Origin of the sequence: Frondihabitans cladoniiphilus (assembly GCF_039544345.1) — a bacterium.
Lineage (GTDB): Bacteria > Actinomycetota > Actinomycetes > Actinomycetales > Microbacteriaceae > Frondihabitans > Frondihabitans cladoniiphilus.
In genome coordinates this window covers 279,233-301,876 of sequence record NZ_BAABLM010000001.1, presented here as the reverse complement: position 1 = coordinate 301,876, position 22,644 = coordinate 279,233, and the positions used below count along the sequence as shown (strand labels likewise).

Here is a 22,644-nt window from a genome sequence, read left to right as displayed (position 1 = left end):
GTCTCACTTCTCTTTCACGGTCGCGTCGGCGGCGACGAGCTGGGCCGCGGTGTCGCGGAGGACGTTCTTCTGGACCTTGCCGATGGCGTTACGGGGGATCTCGTCGATGAACTCGAGCCGCTCGGGCCAGTAGTACTTCGAGACCCCGGCGTCGCCGAGGTACTTCTGCATGTCGGCGAAGGCGAGGTGGACCCCGTCCTTCGCCGCGACGACGAACGCGCAAGCGCGCTCGCCCAGTCGCGGGTCGGGCATGGCGACGATCGCGGCGTCGGAGACCAGCGGGTGCTGGTAGAGGAGGTTCTCGATCTCGACGACCGGGATCTTCTCGCCACCGCGGTTGATGACGTCCTTGATGCGACCCGTGATGTGCAGGAAGCCCTTCTCGTCGATGCGGGCGAGGTCGCCGGTGCGGTACCAGCCGTCGGAGGTGAACACGTCGTCGGTGAGGTCGGGGCGGTCGAGGTAGCCGCCGAACATGGTCGGCGAGTGCAGCTCGTAGTTGCCCTCGGTGCCGGCCGGGACCTCGACGCCCTCGTCGTCGACGATGCGCAGGCGCATGCCCGGCAGCGGCTTGCCGTCGCTCCCCCAGGCGTCTTCCGGGGCGTCGAACGGGGTCGACAGCGCGCCGAGGCAGGTCTCGGAGGTGCCGAACGCTCCGAGCACGCTGGTCTCGAGCACCGTGGTCGCCTTCTGCGCCAGGGCCCGGGGCACGGCGGCGCCGGTCGCGACGAAGATGCGCAGCGACTCGGGGACGGCGACACCGCCCTCGACCTCGGCCACCAGGTCGGTGAGGAACGGGGTGGCGCACTGGACGAAGGTCGCCTTGGCCGCGTGGAACGCCTGGGTGAGCGACACCTTCGGGTCCCACACCGGCTGGATGACGCTCGCGACGCCGAGACGCCAGGAGAGGAGCATGCCGTACAGGAATCCGGTCTGGTGGGCGAGCGGCGACGGGATGTAGATGCGGTCGCTGTCACCGAGTCCGAGGTGGGCCACCTCCATCGCGGTGGCGAGTCCGAGGGTGCGGTGCGGGTGCTGGACGCCCTTCGGCTCACCGGTGGTGCCCGAGGTGAAGAGGAGCTGGCAGATGTCGTCGGGCTTGGGCGACAGCGCTCGGATGGCCTCGACGTCGGGAGTGACCGCCCCGAGCGCGATGTCGTAGTAGCGCCAGTTCCATTCGGAGGCCTCGACGGCATCGGCCGCGTCCTGCGGGATCGGCGTGATGTCGTTGTGCGCCGAGGCGTCGCCGCGCGCGTTCGAGCGCAGGACGACGACGTGCTCGAGCGACAGGCGGCGCTTCTGGGCGCGGGCCTCGTCGACGACCTCGAGGAGCTCGATGGCGGGACGCCGACGGCGGAACAGGTTGGGAAGGAACACGACTCGGGCACGCGAGCGGGCCAGGGTCATGGTCGTCTCGCGCGGGCCGAAGACGGGCATGATCGGGGTCGCGACGGCGCCGATCTGGACCGTGCCGAGTGTGATCGCCACGAACTCCTTCCAGTTCGGCAGCTGCATCGCCACCGACTCGCCGTGCTGCACGCCGAGCTCGATGAGCAGTTGAGAGACCTTGTCTGCCTCGTCTTGCAGCTCGCGCCAGGTGGTCGTGACGGGCTCGACGCCGCCGACTTCGATGACGGCGGCCTCGTCGGGGTGCTCGTCGGCCATGCGACGGACCTTCTCGCTGAGGACCAGCGGGTCGGCGTCGACGCCCTGCAGCTCGAGGGGCGCCTCCTGGAGCGCGGCCTCCTCGGTCAGGTCGTCGCGCTCGAAGTCGACGTTCTCGGCCGACTCGAGGCTCTTCGGATCGCCCATGTCGAGGTCGAGCCCGATCGAGTTCATCGCCTCGAGGAAGGTCGGATAGCTGATGCGATACGCCCGCGGATAGGTCAGCGTCGAGGCCCCGGAGGCGCGGGTGCCGGCGATGGCGAGAGACATGAGCACTCGGTGGTCGTTGAACGACGACAGCGCGGCGCCGACGAGCGGGCCGGAGGCCCCGGTGACTCGCAGCTCGTCCTGCGTCTGGTCGGCGTTGCCGCCGAGGTTGTTGAGCTGCAGCATCGCGGAGACGCGGTCGCTCTCCTTCAAGCGGATGTGGCCGACGTTGCGGAAGGTCGAGGTGCCTTCGGCGAACGTCGCCATGGTCGACAAAATCGGCAGCAAGTCGGGGATCGGCTGGCAGTCGATGTCGATCGCCTTGAGCTTCGAGCCGTCGCTTTTCACGCGCACGAAGCCGGTGGCCTCGTCGATGGAGAACTCGACCCCCATCTCGGTCGCCAGGTCGAGGAACTCCGACTCGGGGTGATCGGTCTCGCTCGTCTTGAAGGTGCGGAGGCCCTTGAAGAGCACGTCGGACGGGTGGATCGCGGCCGCGGCGATGCCGAACGCCGCCGAGCCGATGTCGGCGGGGATGACGTAGTCGTGCGGAGTCGCGGTCTGGTTGCCGGGGATGCGGAACGTGAGCCAGTCGTCGTCGTGCTCGACCGTGAGGCCCCAGAGGCGCATCATCCGGATCGTGAGGTCGACGTACGGCTGCTCGTTGAGCGTCCCGCCCGTGACGTGGATCACGGTGTCGTTCTCGGCGAACGGCGCGAGGAGGAGGAGACCGCTGATCCACTGGCTCAACGTGCCCGCGATCGAGATCTCGCCTCCGCGGGGGCGGACCGGCTGCACGTGGACGGGCGGGCGGTCCTGATCGGCTTCGAGCTGGACGCCCATCTCCTTCAAGGAGTCGAGGAGCGCCTTGATCGGACGGCGGCGGAAGTACTTCATGCCCGTGAGGGTCATCGGCTGGTCGGCGAGGGAGGCGAGACCGACCATGAAGTAGAGCGTGGTGCCCGACGAGCCCATGTTGAGCAGGCCCTCGGCCCCCTTGGAGCCGTGGTCGACGATGTCGGTCGCCTTGTACGGACCGCCCTCGACGACGTAGGTGTCACCGACCTTGGTGATCTTCGTGCCGAGCGCACGGAGGGTGCCGACGGTCCATTCCACCTGGCGAGTGGTCGACACGCCGGTGATCACGCTGCGACCGGGTGCGAGGGAGGCGAGGACCAGGGCGCGGTGCGCGTGGTACTTCGACACCGGGATGTCGAGCTCGCCTTCGAGCCGGGTGGATGTTCCGCGAACGACCAACTGCATCGGTCTTCTCCTCTACGTAGCGTGCGGGGGCGCTGCCGTGGGTCGGAAGACCCACCGGCGTCGGTCCCGTCGAGCTACGTTAGCCCAACGCTCGCCCCCAGGAGCGTGTGGTACTCCGTGTCGGTCCGCGGCGAGAACAACTCGTGAGGGTCCCTGCAAATTTGCGCGTCCTTCTTCGGAGGTTGCCTCCTTGCCCTGGCAGGATGGGCGGGTGCAGATCGACTTCGCGAGGTCCGACCGCTCCACTCTCGGCGTCGAGTGGGAGCTCGCCCTCGTCGACCGCTCGAGCGGAGAGCTCGCGCCCCATGCCCCGAGCATCCTGCCCGCCTTGAGGCACTTGAACGACGACGGCGATCGGGTGACGCACGAACTGCTGACCAACACCGTCGAGATCGTCACCGGTGTGCACACGAAGGTCGGCGACGCCGTGGCCGACCTCGAACGCTCGATCGACGCCGTCCGGGCCGAGGCCGAGATCCTCGGCGCCGACCTGATGTGCGCGGGCACTCACCCATTCAGCCAGTGGTTCCAGCAGCAGGTCACGCCCGACAGCGAACGCTACGAGACCCTGATCGACCGGACCCGGTGGTGGGGCCGCCAGATGATGATCTGGGGCGTCCACACCCACGTCGGCATCGACGACCGCCGCAAGGTGCTGCCGATCCTCAACGCGCTGCTCACCTACCTGCCGCACTTCCAGACGCTGACGGCGTCGAGCCCGTTCTGGGTCGGCGAGGCCACGGGTTACGCCTCGAACCGGGCGATGATGTTCCAGCAGCTGCCCACGGCCGGCCTGCCGCCTCAGTTCGACTCGTGGGGCGACTACGAGTCGATGGTGCAGGACATGACGCACACCGGCGTGATCGACCACCACTCCGAACTGCGCTGGGACATCCGTCCCTCTCCGAAGTGGGGCACCCTCGAGGTCCGCGTGTTCGACGGCATCTCGAGCGTGGCCGAGGTCGCGACGCTGGTGGCTCTCGTCCAGTGCCTGGTCGACGACTTCTCCGAGCGGCTCGACCGCGGAGAGGAGCTGCCGCGGATGCAGCCCTGGTTCGTCCGCGAGAACAAATGGCGGGCGGCCCGGTACGGCATGGAGGCGATCATCATCCAGAACGCCGCCGGAGACGAGCGGCTCGTGGTCGACGACGTCCGGGACCTCGTCACGCGCCTGGCCCCCGTGGCCGAACGCCTCGGCTGCCTGGCCGAGTTGAACGGGGTCGAGACGATCATCGCCGGCGGCGCCAGCTACCAGCGGCAGCTCGCAGTGGCGGCGCGCAACGATGGGTCGCTCAAAGCGGTCGTGGCGTCGCTCGTGGCCGAGTTGCGCGACGGCGTCACCGTTTCGTAGCAGGGCGCAAGGCGCCGAGACGAGAGCGCGGGATGCCCGGGCCGGCTCAGGCGAGCAGGCTCCGGTCGATCTCGGCGAGGGTCGTGCATCCCGCCATCGTCATGACGGTGACGAGCTCGTCGCGCAGCCGCCGCACGAGCGCCTCCACTCCGGCGGCTCCGTCGACCAGCGCGCGGGCGGCCGGACGCCCGACCAGCACCGCATCCGCCCCCAGTGCGATCGCCCGGAAGACGTCCTCTCCGGACCGGATGCCGCCGTCGACCCACACCGGCACGCGTCCCGCGACCGCTCGGGCGACTCCCGGCAGAGCGGCGCCGGTGGAGACGACCCCGCCGAGCTGGCGCCCACCGTGATTCGAGACGATCACCCCGTCGACTCCCGCGTCGACCAGCATCGCGGCGTCCGCGGGCGAGAGCACGCCCTTCGCGAGAACAGGCAGGCCCGTCGTCTCCCGGATCCGGCGGAAGTCGTCGAGGCTCAGGTCGGCCGCGATCGCCGGCATCACTCCCCCGGCGAAGTTGACGCTCGGCGGCGCGATGTCGCGGATCGGTGCCCGGAACGGGAAGTCGGTCGGCACGGTGGGAGCGTCGACCGTGACGACGAACCCGAGCGCTCCGGCCGCCTTCGACGCCTCGAGATAGGGGACGATGTCGCCCCGATCGGGAGAGACGTAGAGCTGCGACCAGAAGGGAGCCCCGCCCTCGTCGACACCCGGCAGGTCGGCCACGCGAGTGGCACTGTTGGACGACAGGACGATCGGAACCCCGGCCGCCCACGCACCTCGGCTGGTCGCACGCTCGCCGTCAGGGTGCACGAACGTCTGGCTCGCCCACGGCGCGATCGCGATGGGCGCGGAGGAGGTGCGGCCGTCGTGGTGCCACTCGGTGGAGACCTGCGTGACGTCGCGGAGGACTCGCGGCACGATCAGGTGCTCCCGCCAGGCGGCGAAGTTGCGAGCACTCGCGTCGCCCAGAGCACCCTCGATGTAGGCAGCCGCCCGCGGGTCGACCGACTCGGGCCAGGCGAAGCCGTCAGGCCCCGCGGAGTCGCCGTCGACTCCGCCGTGCACCTCGGTCACGGTCTCTAGCGGCCGAGGAACTTCGACAGGCTGGCGAGCTCTTCTTCGGTCGGAGGCGCCTTGGGGCCCTTTTTGCCGCCGAGACCGAAGCCCGTGCCTCCCCCGCTGGGTGCCGCCTCTTTCTCGCCGCTGGCGAGACGCGCGTTCTCGGCCGCCCGCTTGGCCGGGTTGCCGGCCTTCGAGCCCTTCTTCTTGGCGACCTGCTTGCGGCCCCCGCCGAACCCGGCACCGGGGATCGGACCCATGCCGGGGACGTTCGGCACGCCGCCCTTGGCCACCGTCTTCATCATCTTCGCCGCCTGCTCGAAGCGGTTGACGAGCTGGTTGACGTCGGTGACGGTCATGCCCGAACCCTTGGCGATGCGGAGGCGACGCGAGCCGTTGAGCAGCTTCGAGTTGGCCCGCTCGGCCTTGGTCATGGATTGGATGATCGCCTCGGTGCGGACGATCTCTTTCTCGTCGAAGTTGTCGAGCTGTTCGCGCATGCCCTTCGCGCCCGGGAGCATGCTCAGCATGCCCTTGATCGAGCCCATGTTGCGAAGCTGCTGCATCTGCTTCAAGAAGTCGTCGAGGGTGAAGCTGTCGGTCGCGAACTTCTCCGCGATCTCGCGGGCCTGGTCTTCGTCGAAGGCGCCCTGGGCCTGCTCGATGAGGGTGAGGATGTCACCGAGATCGAGGATGCGCGAGGCCATCCGGTCGGGGTGGAAGGGCTCGAAGTCGTCCAGACCCTCACCCGTCGACGCGAACATGATCGGACGGCCCGTGATCTGCGCGACGCTCAGCGCGGCACCACCTCGGGCGTCGCCGTCGAGCTTCGTGAGGACGACGCCGGTGAAGTCGACACCCTCTTGGAAGGCCTTCGCGGTGGCGACGGCGTCTTGACCGATCATGGCGTCGATGACGAAGAGGACCTCGTCGGGCTCGACCGCCTTGCGGATGTTCGCGGCCTGCTTCATGAGGTCGGCGTCGACGCCCAGACGACCGGCGGTGTCGACGATGACGGTGTCGTAGAGCTTGTCTTGAGCGAACTTGACGCCGTTCTTGGCCACCTTGACCGGGTCGCCCTTGCCGTTGCCGGGCTCGGGCGCGAAGACGGGCACACCCGCCTGCTCGCCGACGACCTGGAGCTGCGTGACGGCGTTCGGGCGCTGGAGGTCGGACGCGACCAGCAGGGGCGTGTGCCCCTCCTTCTTCAGCCACTTGGCCAGCTTGCCCGCGAGGGTCGTCTTACCGGCACCCTGGAGGCCGGCGAGCATGATGACCGTCGGAGGACGCTTGGCGTACTCGAGGCGTCGCTGCTGACCGCCGAGGATCTCGATGAGCTCTTCGTTGACGATCTGGACGACCTGCTGGGCGGGGTTCAGCGCCTTGTTGACCTCGTCGCCGAGGGCGCGGTCGCGCACCTTGCCGGTGAACGACTTGACGACCTCCAGCGCGACGTCGGCGTCGAGCAGGGCGCGCCGGATCTCGCGGACGGTGCCGTCGACGTCGGCGGGGCTGAGCTTGCCCTTGCCGCGGAGGTTCTTGAGGGTTTCCGCGAGGCGGTCGGAGAGGGATCCAAAGGTTGCCATGGTGACTCCAGGTTAACCGATCAGATTCTGAACGAAGACGTGCGGGGTGAATCCGGTCAGGTCGCCGATCTTCTCGCCCTGCCCGACGAGCTTGATCGGGATGCCGGTCTGCTCCTGCACCGCGAGGACGAAGCCGCCGCGGGCCGAGCCGTCGAGCTTGGTCAGCACGAGACCGGTGACCCCGGCGTGCTGGATGAACGCCTCGGCCTGGGCGAGCCCGTTCTGACCCGTCGTGGCGTCGAGCACGAGCAGGACCTCGGCGATCTCGGTCTGCTTCTCGACGACGCGCTTGATCTTGCCCAGCTCGTCCATGAGTCCGGCCTTGGTCTGCAGCCGGCCGGCGGTGTCGATGATGACGATCTCGATGCCCTCGCGCATCGCCTTCTCGACGGTCTGGAAGGCCACCGACGCGGGATCCTGCCCCTGCGCCTGCGGCTTGACGATCTGCACGCCGGCCCGGTCGGCCCAGGTCGCGAGCTGCTCGACGGCTGCGGCACGGAAGGTGTCGGCCGCACCGACCACGACGCTGCGGTCGAAGTTGCGGAGGAACTTGGCGAACTTGCCGATCGTGGTCGTCTTGCCGACGCCGTTGACGCCGACCACCAGCACGACGGCCGGACGGTTGCTGAGCTTGAGCGTCGAGTCGAGCTTGGAGAGCCGCTCCTCGAGGATCTCTCGGAGCATCCGCTTCAGGTCGGCGGGATCCGTCGTGTTGTAGCGGTTGACCCGCTCGCGGAGATCCTCGGTGATCTGCTCGGTGACGTCGGGCCCGAAGTCGGCGCCGATCAGCGCCGTCTCGAGGTCGTCCCACGTCGTCTCGTCGATTGTCTTGCGACCGAACATGCCGCGGAGTGCGCCCGAGAGCGACCAAGGAGTTGCCATGTCTGCAACTTTAGTCGGAGGGGTGGCGCACCCGTTTTCGGTCCCGTACGGTGGGGTTCATTGAAGGGGAGTATTCCCAACGCGGCGGTGTCGTCAATACGGTTCATACAGTTGTGAGCCCGTACCGCCGGTCCTGATCATCGAGACATCGTCTCGGTTCAGGGCGTTAGAGACCTTCAGTACATGGCGCTGCCTGGAACCCGTAAGACGGTCAATGCAGCACGTACTGAATGGATTTTCCTATGGACACCTCTCTTCTCGTCTGGGTGCTGACCATCGTCGGCATCCTCGGGCTTCTCGTCTTCGACTTCTACAGTCACGTCAAGACCCCGCACGAGCCGACCATCCGCGAGTCGGCCACGTGGTCGATCGTCTACATCGCCATCGCGATTCTCTTCGGCGTCGGAGTCGGCGTCTTCGCCGGCTGGCAGCCGGGCGGCGAGTACTTCGCCGGCTGGATCACCGAGAAGGCCTTGAGCGTCGACAACCTCTTCGTCTTCCTGATCATCATGACGAGCTTCGCGGTCCCGCGGATCTACCAGCAGAAGGTGCTGCTCGTCGGCATCGCGATCGCCCTCGTCTCCCGCGGCGTCTTCATCGCGGCCGGCGTCGCGATCATCGACAACTTCTCCTGGGTCTTCTACCTCTTCGGCCTCCTCCTCTTCTGGCTCGCCTACAGCCAGGTCAAGGCGGGCGGCGAGTCCGACGGGCACGACGAAGCCGACAGCCGCCTCATCCGTCTGCTGCGCCGCATCGTCCCGACCTCCGACGACTACGACGGCGACCGCCTGACGACCCGCGTCAACGGCAAGCGCCTCTTCACGCCGCTGCTGCTGGTCATGCTCGCCATCGGCTTCACCGACGTGCTCTTCGCTCTCGACTCGATCCCGGCGATCTTCGGCCTGACTCAAGACCCGTACATCGTGTTCACCGCGAACGCGTTCTCGCTGCTGGGTCTGCGTCAGCTGTACTTCCTGATCTCGGGGCTGCTCGAGAAGCTCGTCTACCTCGCTCAGGGGCTCGCGATCATCCTCGCGTTCATCGGTGTGAAGCTCGTGTTCCACGCTCTGCACGTCAACGAAGTACCCTTTATCAATGGCGGTCGGTCCATCGACTGGATCCCCGAGATCCCCATCTGGTTCTCTCTCGGATTCATCGTGCTGACGATCCTCGTCGCCACCGTTCTCAGCCTTCGCAAGACGGCCCGAGACGAGCGACGCGAGGTCTCTGCTGCGTAGCTGATCACATCTGCGCCGCTCGCACCGCTGCTGCCCGACACCGGGCACCTCCACCGACGGAGCGGAAGCCCCTCGGGGCTTCCGTTCCCGGCGCCGCGGGCGCCGACGAAGAGAACAGAAGAAGACCGAAGAGCATGCGCCTCGAACTGATCCGCCACGGCCAGACCGACTGGAACGCCGCCGACAAGCTGCAGGGCTCGTCGGACATCCCCCTCAATGCGACGGGTCGTGAGCAGGCGCATGCGGCGGCCGAGCTCCTCAAGGACTTCGACTGGAGCGCGATCGTGTCGTCGCCCCTCGGTCGGGCTCGCGAGACGGCACGCATCATCGCCTCCCAGCTCGGCATCGAACTGGGCGCCGCCTATCCCGAGCTGATCGAGCGCGACTACGCCTCCCGCGAGGGTACGGTCGCGACGACGAAGATCCCAGACGAGCCCAACGCGGACTTCCCCGACATCGAACCCCGTGCATCCGTCGCTCATCGCGGCCTCGGGGCCCTTCGCGACATCCGCGAGACGCGCCTCCCCCTCGACGGCGAAGACAGCAACATCGTCGTCGTGTGCCACGGCACGATCATCCGCTTCCTGCTCTCGGCCATCCTGGGCCGCGAGGTCGGCCACATCCACAACGCCGCGGCGAGCACCGTCGAGTGGGCCGACGGCGGCTGGCGCGTGCTGTCGATCAACGGGGCGCTGGTCTCCGCCGCCTCGTAGTCGCTTCGCGGCCGTGGCCGCTTCACAGCCGTGACCGGACCAGAGCGGGGGATGCACGGTGTACCGCCCCGAGGCCGCCCGCGTCAGCGCGGAGGCGGCGGCCAGGCCCCGGGCGGCACGGGCAGGCGATGGCGCGGATCGGGCGGCGCCGGCGGCGGAACCTGGTGGGCCGGATGCGGCGGGCCCGCGCGCCACCAGGCGACCGGCGTCTGGAAGTCCCATCGCGCCTTGCGCGCCACGTGGATCCAGATCAGCCCGCTGCCGACGACGATGCCGGGCAGGATGAGCAGTTCGAGGAGCACCAGCGGCTTGATGCCGGTCGCATCGAGCACGCCCGCCGAGCCGTCCCACAGCCCGTGGGCCACGGAGACGCCGAGGTACGCGACGACGACCTTCCAGGTCACGCGGAAGCGGCCGTTGCGCGCGGCGGCGAACAGGCCGGCGGCGAACAGCGCCGTCCAGAGCGGATGCCCGAACGGCGTCAGCAGTGCGCGGACGGGAACGAAGACCAGGGCCGAACCGAGATGCGTCAGATGGATCAGCGCCGGCGGATCCTGGTAGAAGCTCTGCGCGTACGAGAGGTCTTCGAGGGCCGCGAAACCGAGGCCCACCGCTCCCCCGACGAACAAGCCGTTGCGGATGCTCTTGTCTTTCAGGCGCCACGAGACCACGACCACCGCGATGATCTTCGCCAGCTCTTCGGAGATACCGGCGAGCAGCAGGACGACGGTGTTCGTCTGGACCTCGGAGTGGCCGGTCAGCTTGACGAGCAGCGAGTCGGTGGTCGAGCCGACGGTCACCGCGAGCAGGCCGCCGAATCCGAAGGCGATGAGCAGCAGCGGCACGGTGACGGTGTCGCGGGGCCCGATGCGGTACGCCATCGTGTAGAGGAACGATGCTGCGACGGTCACCGCGCCGACCAGCAGACCGATGGTGACGGCGGCGCCGTTGTGCAGAGCGAGCCCGCCGACGAGCATCAGGTAGAGAAAGAAGGCGACGCCGCCGGCGGCGATCCAGAGGCCGCCGCGACGCCCGAGCCACTTCTTCGCGGGCACCTCTGCCGGGACCCAGAGGGGTGGTGGCCAGAATCCGCGCATCCCCCGAGGCTACCGTCCGGGCGACCGACGACGCCCGACCCCGTTCGGGCGGGAGCTCCGGGTGACGCCGCCCCGGGCATCCCCCGCTCTCCCGTTGAAAACGGGGATGCCCGGCTCAGGTGGCCGGAGCGGCTTCGGGAGTCACGACCCGCTGGCCGACCACCGCCGAGACGCCGTCTTGCCGCATGGAGACGCCGTACAGCGCGTCGGCGATCTCCATCGTGCGTTTCTGGTGGGTGATCACGATCAGCTGCGAGGACTCGCGGAGGTCTTGGAAGATGGTGAGCAGGCGCCCGAGGTTGGCGTCGTCGAGGGCGGCCTCGACCTCGTCCATGATGTAGAACGGGCTGGGCCGCGCCTTGAAGATGGCGATGAGCAGGGCGACCGCGGCCAGCGACCGTTCGCCGCCGGAGAGCAGCGACAGGCGCTCGATCTTCTTGCCCGCCGGCTTGACCGTGACTTCGATGCCCGTCTCGAGGAGGTTTTCGGGGTCGGTGAGGTGGATGCTGCCGCTGCCGCCCGGGAAGAGGATCGGGAAGACCCGGTTGAACGCCTCCTTCGTGTCGTCGAAGGCGCTCTTGAAGATGACCTGCATCTTCTCGTCGATCTCCTCGATGATCGTGAGCAAGTCTTTTCGCGTCGACGTGAGGTCGGTGAGCTGGTCGGTCAAGAACTTGTGGCGCTGCTCGAGGGCCGCGAACTCTTCGAGGGCCAGCGGATTGACGCGGCCGAGCTGGGCCAGGGTGCGTTCCGCCGCGGCGAGGCGCTTCTTCTGCTGGTCGCGGTCGAAGGGGACGGGCTCGTCTTCCTCGGTCGGCCCGGGGATCGGCACCTCGGGGCCGTACTCGTCGACGAGGACGCTCTCGACGAGGCCCAACTCGGACCCCGCCCGCTCGAGAAGCCCCGAAAGGTGGAGCTTCTTCTCGTAGATCTCCATCTCGAGGCCGTGCACGTTCTCGGTCAGCGTGTGGAGCCGCTCGCGCATCTCGCGCTCTTCGCGGCGGAGCGAGGCGAGCTCTTCGTTCTGCACCGATCGCTCGGACTCCCGCTGCGCCAGGACGGCCCGCGCCTCGGCCACCGACCGGTCGACGGCGTCGAGCACGGCGGGGAGGGCTTCGAGCACCGACGACGTCGCCGCCATCTCGCGCTGCCGGACGACGGTCTGCCGCGCGTGCTCCTCGGCCGCAGCCTCTTGCTCGTGCAACTGCTTCTGCAACTGGTTCGCCCGGGCGACCTCGGCTCGGACACGCTCTCGGATCGTCTCGAGCTGGATCCGCTTCTCGATCTCGACGCCTCGCGCGTTCTCGACCTCGGCCAGCACGCCGTCGCGGGCGGACACGTCGAGGATCGGTCGCGGCCGGCTGCTGTACTCGTCGTGCGCGGCGACAGCTGCTGCCACGGCGCGCTCCGCCTGGTGGACGTTCTCGGCGGAGGCGGCCAGGGCCCCGGACAACCGCTCGGCCTCGGCTTCAGCGGCCTCGAGCTGGGCGCGGAGCCGACCGGCACGTTGCGTGTGGGCGGCCAGACGGGTCTCGTGCTCACGGGCGGCGGCCGCGGCCTCCTTCGCCTCCGTCTTCGCGGCGGACAGTGTCTGACGCGCCGCCTCGAGGTCGGCCGCGACCGTCTCGATCCGGACGCTGACCGACGTCAGCGACTCGGCTGCGGCGTCGCGGTCGGCCACGAGTTCGAGCCGGGACCGGCCGCCGGCTGAACCGCCGCGCACGACGTAGTCGGTCAGCACCTCTCCGGCGCGTGTGATGACCGTGACCGGCCGTTCGGTGCGGGCGAGCGACTCGGACACCCGGCGGGCGACCCCGAGGTCGTCGGCGAGCACCGTGTCGGCGAGCACCCCGAGGATCCCGGCCGGTGCCGTCGCGACGGACACGGCGGTGACCGCTCCGGTGGGCAGGTCGAACGACTGAGGCGCGGTCTCGCGGGCCGGCGAGGCGACGACGACTCCGACGCGACCGAGGTCTTCCGCCGTGACGTGGGCCACGGCGTCGAATGCGGCCTCACGGGTCTCGGCCAGGACGGCGTCGGCGACGACGCCGAGCGCCGCGGCGATGGCGGCCTCGTAGCCCGGGGCCACCTGCACGTGCTCGGCGACGAGGCCGAGGACACCGGGGCGCGCGGCCTTCACGAGGGCGCTCGAGGCGTCCTTCTGGTCGAGAGCGCTCGACAAAGCGCTCGCCCGGGCGGCCAGGGAGTCGCGCTCGCGCTCGAGCCCGTGCAACTCGTCGCGCAAGGTGTCGACCTGCTGCTGGGAGTCGCCGACCCGGGACTCCGCCGCCTGGACCGCCGCGGGAAGGTCGACCCCGGGCGACTCGTCGCCGTCCGCCGGGATGCGAGGGGCCTCCTTCTCGAGGGCGGCGAACTCCGCCCGGCTGCCGTCGCGCCGTGCCTCGGAGGCCTCCAGCGCGTTCGTCTGCCGCAACTGCTCGCCGCGCACGGCCGCGAGCTTGGAGCGCGCGACCTCGACGCCGCTTGCGAGTCGAGCCACTTCCAGATCGTGTTTCGAGACGAGAGCACTCTGCGCCGCGATCTCGTCGTCGAGGGAGTCGAGGGACGCCCGGGTCGTCGCGACCTCGGCCGCCGCCTGCGCCACGGCCAGCTCCGCGTCGGCCACCCCCTCCTGCAGTCGCTCGGCCTCGTCGCGGGCATCGGCCACCATGCCGGAGCTCACGCTCGAGACGACTCCCGGCGAGTCCGCCTGCTGGGCCAGCAGAGTGAGGCGCTGGTTGGCCAGGCTGGACAGACTCCGCAGACGCTCCTGGACGGACTCGAGCCCGAAAGCGACCCGACGGGCATCGTCGACGGCGTCGCCGACCATCGCCTGCTCGAGGCGCTGCTCGCGGAGCTTGTTCTGATCGAGCTGCTCCTGCAGCACGATGCGCTCGCTCTTGCGCTCCGCCTCGCTGCGGGACTGCGCCGTCAGGACCGTGCGGAGACCCACCACTTCGTCGGCGAGGAGCCTCGCCCGGGCATCCCTCACGATGCTGGCGATGCCCTGCGCCTCGCGCGCGATCTCCGCCTGACGCCCCAGGGGCTTGAGCTGCCGCCGGATCTCGCCCGCCAGATCGCTCAGGCGGGTGAGGTTGGTCTGCATCGCCTCGAGCTTGCGGAGCGTCTTCTCTTTTCGGCGGCGGTGCTTGAGGATGCCCGCGGCCTCTTCGATGAAGCCGCGGCGCTCTTCAGGGGTGGCCCGGAGCACGGCGTCGAGCTGCCCCTGACCGACGATGACATGCATCTCGCGGCCGAGGCCCGAGTCGCTCAGCAGCTCTTGCACGTCGAGCAGACGGCAGTTGTCGCCGTTGATCGCGTACTCGCTGCCCCCGTTGCGGAACAGGGTGCGGCTGATCGTCACCTCGGTGTAGGCGATCGGCAGGGCGCCGTCGGAGTTGTCGATCGTGAGCACGACCTGCGCTCGCCCGAGCGGGCCTCGGGTGGAGGTGCCGGCGAAGATGACGTCCTCCATCTTGCCGCCGCGGAGCGTCTTGACCCCCTGCTCGCCCATGACCCAGGCGAGGGCGTCGACGACGTTGCTCTTACCGGAGCCGTTGGGCCCGACGACACACGTGACGCCGGGCTCGAACGCGAAGGTGGTGGGCTGGGCGAACGACTTGAAGCCCTTGAGGGTGAGGCTCTTCAGGTACACGCCCCGTGCCTCCTCCGCCCCGGCTTCTCGCCGGCCCTGCCGCGGGGCCCTGCGCCCCGCTAGCCCGGCTCTCGGCCGCGCTGCCCCTAGGGTACCGGCGTGTCGGGCCGTTCCGCGGCAGCGCTGGCGCGTGCGCGCCGCTGTCTGCCCGCGGATCAAGAGGAGCCCTGCGTGGCGTACGAAAGCGGCAACCGCCCCGAGGATCATGCTGTTCTCCTTCCCGGCAGGACGAGCGCCTCTCGGGCCGGAAGCCGCGGAAGACCGGCGGCGCTCAGAATGCTCGAGAGCGCCTGAGGATCTCGGGCCTCGCGAGCGCCCCACCGGACCACGCGCCTCACCCACGGCAGGTTCTCGAAGCGCCTTTGACGAGTCTTCTCGTTCCGAACGACCTGGGCGGCAGAGCGACCGCCCATGAAGGCCGGGTCGGTGTACTTGAGGTCGCCGTCCACCTCGCCGAGCAGGCCGTACTCACGCCAGCAGCAGTCGGGCCGCCCGATGGTGCCCGCGTCGTCGGCCAGCGTCTCTTGCAGGGTCGGCGCAGGGAATCGCTGACGAGCAATGGTGATTCGGCTGATGGTCTCGAGCGGCGACTCCGCCAGTGGATCGGCGAAATCGACGGCTGCCCTCGCCGCTCGTGCCCGACGCAGGTGCGGTCGCTGCTCGATCTGCGCTTCGATCTGCACTTTGATCTCCTCGCGGAGTCGCTCGTGCTCGCCGAGGGCGGAATGCAGGGCGAAGTCCATGACCAACACCCCGTCGTCGAACCCGTAGGTGAGTGCGAGATCGGTCGCAGTCCTCGCCGGTGAGGTGACCCGGACCCCGTGCCAGTCGACGAGGTCGCCAGGGTCGATCGTGCCGGGCCGTCGGATGATCCGCGAGGTTCGGCTGCTGGACTCGCGACGCTCGTCGATGGTCTCGACCACCTTGGGCCAGCTCTTCGGAACCGGGAAGCCCCAGACGGCAGCCGCTGACCAATGCGAGGCGGTGAGCGCCCCGTCGAGTCGGCTGAGACTCGCCTGGACGAGTGTCAGGTAGCGCTGCCGAGGGCTGAACGCCTGCCAGGTCTCGGAAGGGACGTAGGCACCTCGAACCACACGGACCAGGAGTCCGCGCTCGGCCAGTCGGCGCAGGCCGCGGTCGTCGCGCCCGGTGGAGACGAAGTCGCCGGGCGCGAAGGGCTGCGGGAGGGGCTCGTGGAGTGGAGGCATGCGCCCAGACTGGCAAGGGGAAGGCCGAGCTCATCGATGCGGAGAGCATCTGTGGACAACTCTCGCCTTGCCGACGGGTGTGGAGAGGAGGTGGCAGGTCGTCGGTGGGGCGAGCACCCTCGCATGCGGCACAAGATCTAGTCCGCGGACTGGATCGCTCGCCGCAAGCGAGGTGCCCGGCGCGGCACCGGGCAGCCGGCGCGGCACCGGGCAGCCGGCGCGGCGGCAGCGGCGCGGGGCAGCGGCGCGGGGCAGCGGGCGCGCTAAGGGCGGAGCCGCTGACAGCGCGGACAGAAGTGACTCGAGCGATTCATGAAGGCCTCCCGCACGATGAGGGTGCCGCACCGGGGGCACGGCTTGCCCTGCTGCCCGTACGCGTTGAGGCTGTGCGAGAAGTAGCCCGACTGCCCGTTCACGTTCACGTACTGCGCGTCGAAACTGGTGCCGCCCTCGGCCAGCGCCTTGTAGAGAACGGCCCGCACCTCGAGCAGCAGCAACCCCGCCCGCCGCCGCGACAGCGTGTGGCACGACTGCTCGAAGTGGATCTTCGCGGCCCAGAGCGACTCGTCGGCGTAGATGTTGCCGATGCCGGAGACGAGGCCCTGGTCGAGAAGGGCGCGCTTCACGCCGGACTTCCGGGCGAGCAACCGCTCGAAGAAGAGGCGCTCGTCGAACGCGGGGTCGAGGGGGTCGCGGGCGATGTGCGCCACCTGGTGCGGGATCCGTGTGGCCCAGGACCGTGCATCCCCCGGGCTCGTTTCCGACCCATGATCTGGCAAAGGCACCGGCAGCGAACTCCCGAGCAGGGCGGCGCCCGAGTAGCCGGCCTCGCGCCCGTCGGGGGTCGCTTCCGTCTCGTCGAGGGCCATGGAGCCGAAGATGCGCTGGTCGACGAACGCCAGGCGGACGTCGCCGAGGGTGGGATGCACGAGGTCGAGCCGGATCCGCAGCAGACGGTCGTCGGGCTGGTCGCGACCGCGCAGCAGCACCTGTCCGCTCATGCCGAGATGCGCCACGAGCGCGGGATGCACGTCCCCCTCGCCCGACGCAGGCGCGTACGGGAACCAGAGGAACTTGCCCCGCCGCACCGCGGAGTGGATCGTGGCGCCGGTGAGGCGGTCGACGAAGTCCTCCTCCGGGCCGGGGTGGCGGCGGAGCGAGCGGGGTTCGAGCACCTCGACGCGCTGGACGACGGCGCCGGTGACGGCGGGGTGGAGGCCGGCGCGGACGACCTCGACCTCGGGGAGTTCGGGCACCTAGCGGGAGCCGCCGACCGCGTCGGCCCGGTCGTCGGCGTCGGCACCGGCAAGCGCGGAGGCGTCGGCCCGCTCGTCGACTTCGGCCCGCTCGTCGACGTCGGACCCGGCAAGCGCCGAGGCGTCCGCCCGGTCACCGGCCCGGCTCAGGATGTCGGCCGCGCCCTTCGCTCCGGCGGTGGCCGAGGCCGGCGCGCTCAGCAAGGTCCACGCCTCGAGGGCGGCGCCCATCTCGGCCGCCTTCTTGCTGCTGCCGACGCCCGACGCGATCTCGTCTTTGCCGAGGCGGACGATGGCGTGGAAGCGCTTGTCGTGGTCAGGGCCGGAGTCGCTGATGACGTAGTTGGGCATGCCGCGGCCGAGGGACGACGAGAGCTCTTGGAGGCTCGTCTTCGGGTCCATCGCGGCACCGAACCGGTCGGGGTTCGCCAGCAGGGGGGCGATCAGCCGCATGACCAGGCCTGTCGCCGCCTGCGGTCCGGCGTCGAGGTAGGTCGCGCCGATGACCGCCTCGACGGTGTCGGCGAGGATGGAGTGCTTCTGGCGCCCGCCGGTCATCTCTTCGCCGCGGCCGAGGAGGACGTACCGGCCGAGGCCGATGTGCTCGGCCACTTCGGCCAGGGCGACCGTCGAGACGAGGCTGGCGCGGCGCTTGGCCAGATCGCCCTCGTCGAGGTCGGGGTTCTCGGTGTAGAGCATGACCGTGACGGCCTGACCGAGGATGGAGTCGCCGAGGAACTCGAGGCGCTCGTTGTTGCGGATGCCGCCGTGCTCGTACGCGTACGAGCGGTGGGTCAGGGCGAGCTCGAGGAGCTCGGGCGTGACGGCGACACCGAGGTACGACACAAGATCAGCCCGGTCAGGTGCGGGACCTGACGCGGGCTGATTCATGTTCGTCATCTTACTGTGCCGAGGGATGCTCGCCGTGTCGGTGAAGACACACGGAGCAACCGGACGACTCGCGACCGAGGCTCACGCCCGCGGTCGCGGAGCAGATCAAATGTCGGCGACCTTGCGGCCCTTGTACTCGAGGTACAGGGCGGTGCCGGCGGAGTCTTCGACGACCTTGGCACGGTGAGGGAGGCTGTAGACGGTCTTGCCACCCTCGATGGTCTTGACGAGCGTCGCCGGAGTGGCCTTCCACTGCGAACGACGAGCGTGCGTGTTGGAGCGCGACTGCTTGCGCTTGGGAACGGCCATGGCTGTCTCTTCTCTGTGTCTCAGACGCGAGGTCTGTGGTGCTGGTCGGATCGTGCTGCATGAGCTGGACGCTCACCCGCACACACGGGGGCTTTCTTCAGCCCTCGCTCCGAACTAGTCGGTGGGCTTGGAGTCCGTGGTCTCGCCGGCGACGCTTTCGCTTGCCAGTTGCGACAGCGCCGACCACCGGGGATCGAGCACTTCACGGGGGTGGTAGTCGACCATGTCTTCCACACGCTCGCCCGTTTCGGGGTCGAGACCTGGGCAGTCAGGCCGGCAAACCGGTTGGAAGGGCAGTGAGAGAACCACTGCATCTCTGACGACCGGCTCGAGATCGATGTGATCTTCTTGAACCTGGTAGTCAAAAGCTTCGTCCACAGCGTACGCGAAAAGCTCGGCGAAATCGACCTCGACACTCTGTTCGATGGCCTTGAGGCAGCGCGAGCACTCGCCCGTGGCCGTCGCCGACACGTGCCCCGACGTCAGCAGACCGTCGTGGAGACTCTCGATGCGGAGGTCGATGTCGACCGGCGAGCCCTCCGCGACGGCAGTGAGGCCTTCGCCGAGTTTCGACGGGGCGGCGATGTCGAGCTGACTCTCGCGCATCTCGCCGGGACGGTGCATCAGGTCGTACACCGGAACGGTATAAGGGGTCTTTTCGAAATGAGGCACGAGCGAAAAGTGTACGCTCACTCCGCCGTTCGCGGGCGCTGCTCCACAAAGAGGCTCCTCGGCGCGAGCGAGGCCCGGACCCGGCGAAGCGGCGACGAGGATGCACGGAGCCCGTCGATCACGGCCCGCGCGGCCTCCTGCACCCCGGCTTCGCCCGTCGCCTGGCCGAAGCGCTCGTTCTCGAGGCTCCCCAGGAGCCGGCGCAGTGCATCCCGCGCTCCGCTCTCCTTCAAGAAGCTGTGGAGGGAGGCCGCCGTCGCACCGGGGGTGGCTCCCGGGTCGACGTCGACACCCAGGTCGCGGGCCGAGTCGACGACCTCGCGCCAGGCGGCGAGGGCCGAGTCGGGCGGGAGCTCAGACAGCCGGCGGCGGCGACGCGCGCGCCTCAGCCACCAGGGTATCGCGAGCAGGAGGAGCAGGACGAGGATGCCGACGGTGGAGAGGGTGACCGGACCGGCCGATGAGGCACTGCCGGTGGACGACGAGGCCGAGTCGTCGGCGCCGGTGCTCGAGGTCGGGGTCGCGGAGGCGGTGGCCGTCGGCTGGGCGGTGGTGCCGGCCGTCGCCGTGGGCACGGGTGTCGCGGTCGGAGCGGGCGTGGCGTCGGTGCCCGTCTGCTGGAGATACGCGGCCGTCGTGCCCTGACCGACGGTCGGCTCGAAAGGCACCCAGCCGAGGCCCTGGAAGTACAGCTCTGGCCAGGTGTGGAGGTCGTTGCTCGTGACGGTCCAGGGGGAATCGGTGCCTGCGGAGGCCTGGGTGCCGGGGAGGAAGCCGACGGCCATGCGGGACGGGATGCCGAGGGTGCGCGCCATCACAGCCATCGCCGAGGCGAAGTGGATGCAGTACCCGCTCTTGCGCTGCAGGAAGGTCTCGACGTCGTCCAGCCCGGTGCCGTCGTAGCCCTGCTGGACGGGCGTGTCTTCTGAATAGGTGAAGTCGCCGCTGCGGAAGTAGTCCTGAAGGGCGACGGCGGCGTCGAACTTGTTGCCGGTGCCCGAGGTGACCCGCTCGGCCAGGCGGGTGATGGAGGCGGGCACGCCCTTCACGCTGAGGTACGCGCTCATGTCCGGGACGGGCTCGGACAGCGACGCGATGATCTGCGACCGGGTCGGGGCGACGGGGTTCGAGACGACGGTGTAGTCGAGGCCCTGGGTGCCCTCGGTGGTGGAGCGGACGGTGACCCCGGAGGCGTCGACGTACTTCCATTTCGAGTCGATACCGGTCACGCGCGCCGCCGGCACCGGGACCGGCAGGTACGGGCTGCGGAGGAGGCTGATCGACACGTCGGTCGTCACGCGCGACCGTTTCGTCGAGTCGGACACGCCCGGAGCCGCCGGGAGGTTCGTGACGGCGTTCTTCGGGTCGACCGTCACGGGGTCGGGGCTCCACGAACGCCCGGAGAAGTTGCGGATGTCGGTGAGCTTGAGGTACTCCCCCGCCGTCGACGTCGTCGTGTAGCTCAGCACCTGCACCGAGGTGCCTCGGCGGAGGTCGTTGCCGAGGTTGATCACGGGGTTCACCCCGGTGGAGATCCCCGTCGCCGAGCCGACGCCCGTGATGGGCGAGACGGCGGAGAGCGGCAGGAGGGCGGTCACGACCCCGGCGACGACCAGGGCGGCGACCCCGGTCACGACGCCGGTGCGCGAGGGGCGGCGCCCGGTCGAGACGATCAGCAGCGCGAGGAAGGCGGCGACGGCGACGATCACCCAGCCCCACGCGGGCTCGATGTCGGGGATCAGGGAGGGGACGACGACGATCACGGCGAGCACGGCGCCGCTGAGCCCGGGCATCCGACCGACACGGGAGACGAGGTCGATCAGGAGGGCCGCGGCCGCGACGGAGACGACCACGACCGCGAGGAGCGCGTCGCTGACGTGGACGGGGGCCTGGTCGCCCACGATGCTCTCGCGGGCCTGGTCCATCAGGAGACGGACCCGCTCCAGCGTGTCGGAGGTGGGGATCACCCCCGCGACGGCGGTGCCGCCGGAGACGACGAACGTGGACGTGAGCGCGGCCACGACGACCCCGACGAACCAGGCCACGAGCGACGGCCAGTGGGCGGCGCGAGCGGCGGCGGCGAAGCCGAGGACGAGGGCGGCGACCCCCGAGGCGACGGCCCACCACCCGATGCCCTGGAAGAGCGGCTGCAGCGAGCCCACGCTCGCGACGAGGGCGACCCACAGGATGGCGGTCTGGAGCCAGCGCGCATTGCCCGGAGCGAAGCGATCGGGCAGGTCGGCGTCGGGCCGCGGCGGTGTCGCCGGGCTCGGTGGGACGGGCCGCGTCGGCGGCGTCACGAGGTCAACCACCGAGCACCCCCGGCAACCCCAGGACCGCGGCCCGATCGGCGGTGGCGGTGGTCTCCACCACGGACCAACCGGACTCGCGAAGGGCCGCCACCACGTCGCGCGGCGAGTCGGGGGCCGTGTCGGGAGCGGTCAGGACGTCGTCGTCGAGGTGCACGACGAGAGCGACGCCGGGCACGCCCGGGCCGCGGAGACCGCCCAGCCGCTCGACTTCGGCGGCGGTGAGGGTCGACACGAGGGCCACGATGGGCTCGCGCGGCGCCGGCTCCGGGCTGCGCTCGTGCGCCGCTCCGCCCAGTGCCACATCGGCCAGGAGCTCGAGGAACAGCGGCGTCGACGACGGGTCGTGCAGCGCGAGGGTGCCGCCGCCGAGGTCGATCACACGCGTCTGCGACCCGGCCAGGCCGAGTTCTACCGCGATCGACGCGGCCATGGACACCGCCCACTCGAAGCCCTCGCTGACCGAGGCACCGGAACCGGACGTGGGATGCGCATCCCGCCAGTTCGACGAATCGAGAGGCAGCACCACCCGAGCGCTCGGCAGGCCGTGCTGCTCCTCTTGACGGACCATCAACTCGCCCTGCCGCGCCGTCGCCCGCCAGTGGACGCGTCGCATGGGGTCGCCGCGGCGGTACTCGCGCGTGATCGGGTCGTCCTGGCCGCCGGCGAGGCTGTGGTCGCGTCGCTGCCGAGCACCTTCGCCGAGCGACCGCGACTCGCGCCCGCCTCCGATGGAGACCACGTCGGGGATGACGACGAGCTCGGTGCGACCGGGCACGAGCACGAGGCGGCGGGCCAGGCCGAAGGACTCGACGACCTCGACCCGGGCGGGACCCACGCGATGGCGGCCTCGCGGCAGGTCGAGGTGGAGGAAGGAGACACCGGCGCGGCCGCTCGCCTCGATGGTGCCCTCGGCCGACTCGTCCTTCGCCATTCGGCGCCAGTCGAGCGTGTCGCGGACGCGGACGGCCACCGGATGCCGGGCCGTCGTGGCCAGGGTGAGGGCTTCGGCGACGTCCCGGCCCGCGACCGCGCGGTCGGGCGAGAAACGTCGGGTCGCGGTCAGAACGGGCGGACGGACCGCCACGGTGACGAGAGCGGCCACCACGAGCACGAGGAGCACGACGCCCGCGAAGACGAGCGGCATCGAGGCGAGAAGGTAGCCGAGCGCGCCCAGGACGAATCCGGCGACGAGCGCGCCGACGCCTCGCGAGGTCGGGCGCGGCCAGAAGGCGAACCCGCCCCGCTCGGTGACCTCGGAGCCGGCGACGTCGGCCAC

15 protein-coding genes and 1 pseudogene are annotated in these 22,644 nt (G+C 69.8%); 3 read left to right on the top strand and 13 right to left on the bottom strand.

Translation table 11 applies throughout. The features are described 5' to 3' along the window. Window positions 1–3: 3 nt before the first annotated feature. Window positions 4–3,135: a 3-phosphoshikimate 1-carboxyvinyltransferase gene (gene aroA / locus ABEA39_RS01380; protein ID WP_345372365.1), complete on the bottom strand. Its 3,132-nt coding sequence runs from the start codon at window positions 3,133–3,135 to the stop codon at window positions 4–6. Window positions 3,136–3,346: 211 nt separating this feature from the next. On the opposite strand from aroA, the gene ABEA39_RS01375 reads away from it, so the two are divergent. After that, window positions 3,347–4,486 (top strand): glutamate--cysteine ligase, encoded by a 1,140-nt coding sequence (locus ABEA39_RS01375; RefSeq protein WP_345372362.1) that lies wholly within the window; start codon window positions 3,347–3,349, stop codon window positions 4,484–4,486. A 46-nt stretch (window positions 4,487–4,532) separates the two neighbouring features. Here ABEA39_RS01375 and ABEA39_RS01370 read toward each other — a convergent pair whose 3' ends face one another. The 3 genes from ABEA39_RS01370 to ftsY are packed head-to-tail and all read right to left on the bottom strand — an operon-like array spanning window position 4,533 to window position 8,017. Continuing rightward, complete coding sequence (locus ABEA39_RS01370; RefSeq protein ID WP_345372359.1) at window positions 4,533–5,564, bottom strand: alpha-hydroxy acid oxidase; 1,032 nt, start codon at window positions 5,562–5,564, stop codon at window positions 4,533–4,535. Window positions 5,565–5,569: 5 nt separating this feature from the next. After that, window positions 5,570–7,135, bottom strand: a complete 1,566-nt coding sequence (ffh, locus tag ABEA39_RS01365) for a signal recognition particle protein (protein ID WP_345372356.1) — start codon at window positions 7,133–7,135, stop codon at window positions 5,570–5,572. A 12-nt stretch (window positions 7,136–7,147) separates the two neighbouring features. After that, entirely contained in the window at window positions 7,148–8,017 is an 870-nt protein-coding gene (ftsY, locus tag ABEA39_RS01360) for a signal recognition particle-docking protein FtsY (protein ID WP_345372354.1), read from the bottom strand. Between the two features lie 242 nt (window positions 8,018–8,259). Here ftsY and ABEA39_RS01355 point away from each other — a divergent pair, with 242 nt between their 5' ends. Together ABEA39_RS01355 and ABEA39_RS01350 are read left to right on the top strand one after the other, a co-directional pair. Further along, window positions 8,260–9,255 (top strand): TerC family protein, encoded by a 996-nt coding sequence (locus tag ABEA39_RS01355; RefSeq protein WP_345372351.1) that lies wholly within the window; start codon window positions 8,260–8,262, stop codon window positions 9,253–9,255. A gap of 134 nt (window positions 9,256–9,389) precedes the next feature. Next, window positions 9,390–9,968 (top strand): histidine phosphatase family protein, encoded by a 579-nt coding sequence (locus tag ABEA39_RS01350; protein WP_345372349.1) that lies wholly within the window; start codon window positions 9,390–9,392, stop codon window positions 9,966–9,968. A gap of 83 nt (window positions 9,969–10,051) precedes the next feature. On the opposite strand, the gene ABEA39_RS01345 is transcribed toward ABEA39_RS01350, so the two are convergent. The 9 genes and pseudogenes from ABEA39_RS01345 to ABEA39_RS01305 form a co-directional block, all read right to left on the bottom strand. Continuing rightward, window positions 10,052–11,065: a PrsW family intramembrane metalloprotease gene (locus ABEA39_RS01345; RefSeq protein ID WP_345372347.1), complete on the bottom strand. Its 1,014-nt coding sequence runs from the start codon at window positions 11,063–11,065 to the stop codon at window positions 10,052–10,054. Between the two features lie 115 nt (window positions 11,066–11,180). Beyond that, the gene (gene smc, locus ABEA39_RS01340) at window positions 11,181–14,720 is read right to left on the bottom strand and encodes a chromosome segregation protein SMC (RefSeq protein ID WP_345372344.1); all 3,540 of its coding nucleotides are present in this window, start codon (window positions 14,718–14,720) and stop codon (window positions 11,181–11,183) included. Between the two features lie 203 nt (window positions 14,721–14,923). After that, window positions 14,924–15,928 carry a type IV toxin-antitoxin system AbiEi family antitoxin domain-containing protein gene (locus tag ABEA39_RS01335; RefSeq protein ID WP_345372341.1) on the bottom strand — a complete coding sequence of 335 codons (1,005 nt, stop codon included), beginning with the start codon at window positions 15,926–15,928 and terminating at the stop codon, window positions 14,924–14,926. A gap of 263 nt (window positions 15,929–16,191) precedes the next feature. Further along, a complete protein-coding gene (locus ABEA39_RS01330) occupies window positions 16,192–17,184 on the bottom strand; it encodes an Fpg/Nei family DNA glycosylase (RefSeq protein WP_345372337.1) in 993 nt (330 codons plus the stop codon). Window positions 17,185–17,373: 189 nt separating this feature from the next. Continuing rightward, window positions 17,374–18,075, bottom strand: a pseudogene (gene rnc, locus ABEA39_RS01325) (ribonuclease III); the annotation flags it as partial. Window positions 18,076–18,180: 105 nt separating this feature from the next. Beyond that, on the bottom strand, window positions 18,181–18,384 hold the full coding sequence (rpmF, locus tag ABEA39_RS01320) for a 50S ribosomal protein L32 (protein WP_345372335.1): 204 nt from the start codon (window positions 18,382–18,384) through the stop codon (window positions 18,181–18,183). A gap of 114 nt (window positions 18,385–18,498) precedes the next feature. After that, window positions 18,499–19,056: a YceD family protein gene (locus ABEA39_RS01315; protein ID WP_345372333.1), complete on the bottom strand. Its 558-nt coding sequence runs from the start codon at window positions 19,054–19,056 to the stop codon at window positions 18,499–18,501. A 17-nt stretch (window positions 19,057–19,073) separates the two neighbouring features. Continuing rightward, window positions 19,074–21,368, bottom strand: a complete 2,295-nt coding sequence (locus tag ABEA39_RS01310; protein WP_345372329.1) for a transglutaminase TgpA family protein — start codon at window positions 21,366–21,368, stop codon at window positions 19,074–19,076. Then, window positions 21,361–22,644 (bottom strand): DUF58 domain-containing protein, encoded by a 1,284-nt coding sequence (locus ABEA39_RS01305; RefSeq protein WP_345372326.1) that lies wholly within the window; start codon window positions 22,642–22,644, stop codon window positions 21,361–21,363. The genes ABEA39_RS01310 and ABEA39_RS01305 overlap by 8 nt, the downstream gene beginning before the upstream one ends.

Coding starts and splice junctions, on each gene's coding strand:
- aroA (WP_345372365.1), bottom strand. CDS start 3,135: ATGCAGTTGGTCGTTCGCGGAACATCCACCCGGCTCGAAGGCGAGCTC.
- ffh (WP_345372356.1), bottom strand. CDS start 7,135: ATGGCAACCTTTGGATCCCTCTCCGACCGCCTCGCGGAAACCCTCAAG.
- ftsY (WP_345372354.1), bottom strand. CDS start 8,017: ATGGCAACTCCTTGGTCGCTCTCGGGCGCACTCCGCGGCATGTTCGGT.
- ABEA39_RS01355 (WP_345372351.1), top strand. CDS start 8,260: ATGGACACCTCTCTTCTCGTCTGGGTGCTGACCATCGTCGGCATCCTC.
- ABEA39_RS01350 (WP_345372349.1), top strand. CDS start 9,390: ATGCGCCTCGAACTGATCCGCCACGGCCAGACCGACTGGAACGCCGCC.
- ABEA39_RS01345 (WP_345372347.1), bottom strand. CDS start 11,065: ATGCGCGGATTCTGGCCACCACCCCTCTGGGTCCCGGCAGAGGTGCCC.
- ABEA39_RS01335 (WP_345372341.1), bottom strand. CDS start 15,928: ATGCCTCCACTCCACGAGCCCCTCCCGCAGCCCTTCGCGCCCGGCGAC.
- rpmF (WP_345372335.1), bottom strand. CDS start 18,384: ATGGCCGTTCCCAAGCGCAAGCAGTCGCGCTCCAACACGCACGCTCGT.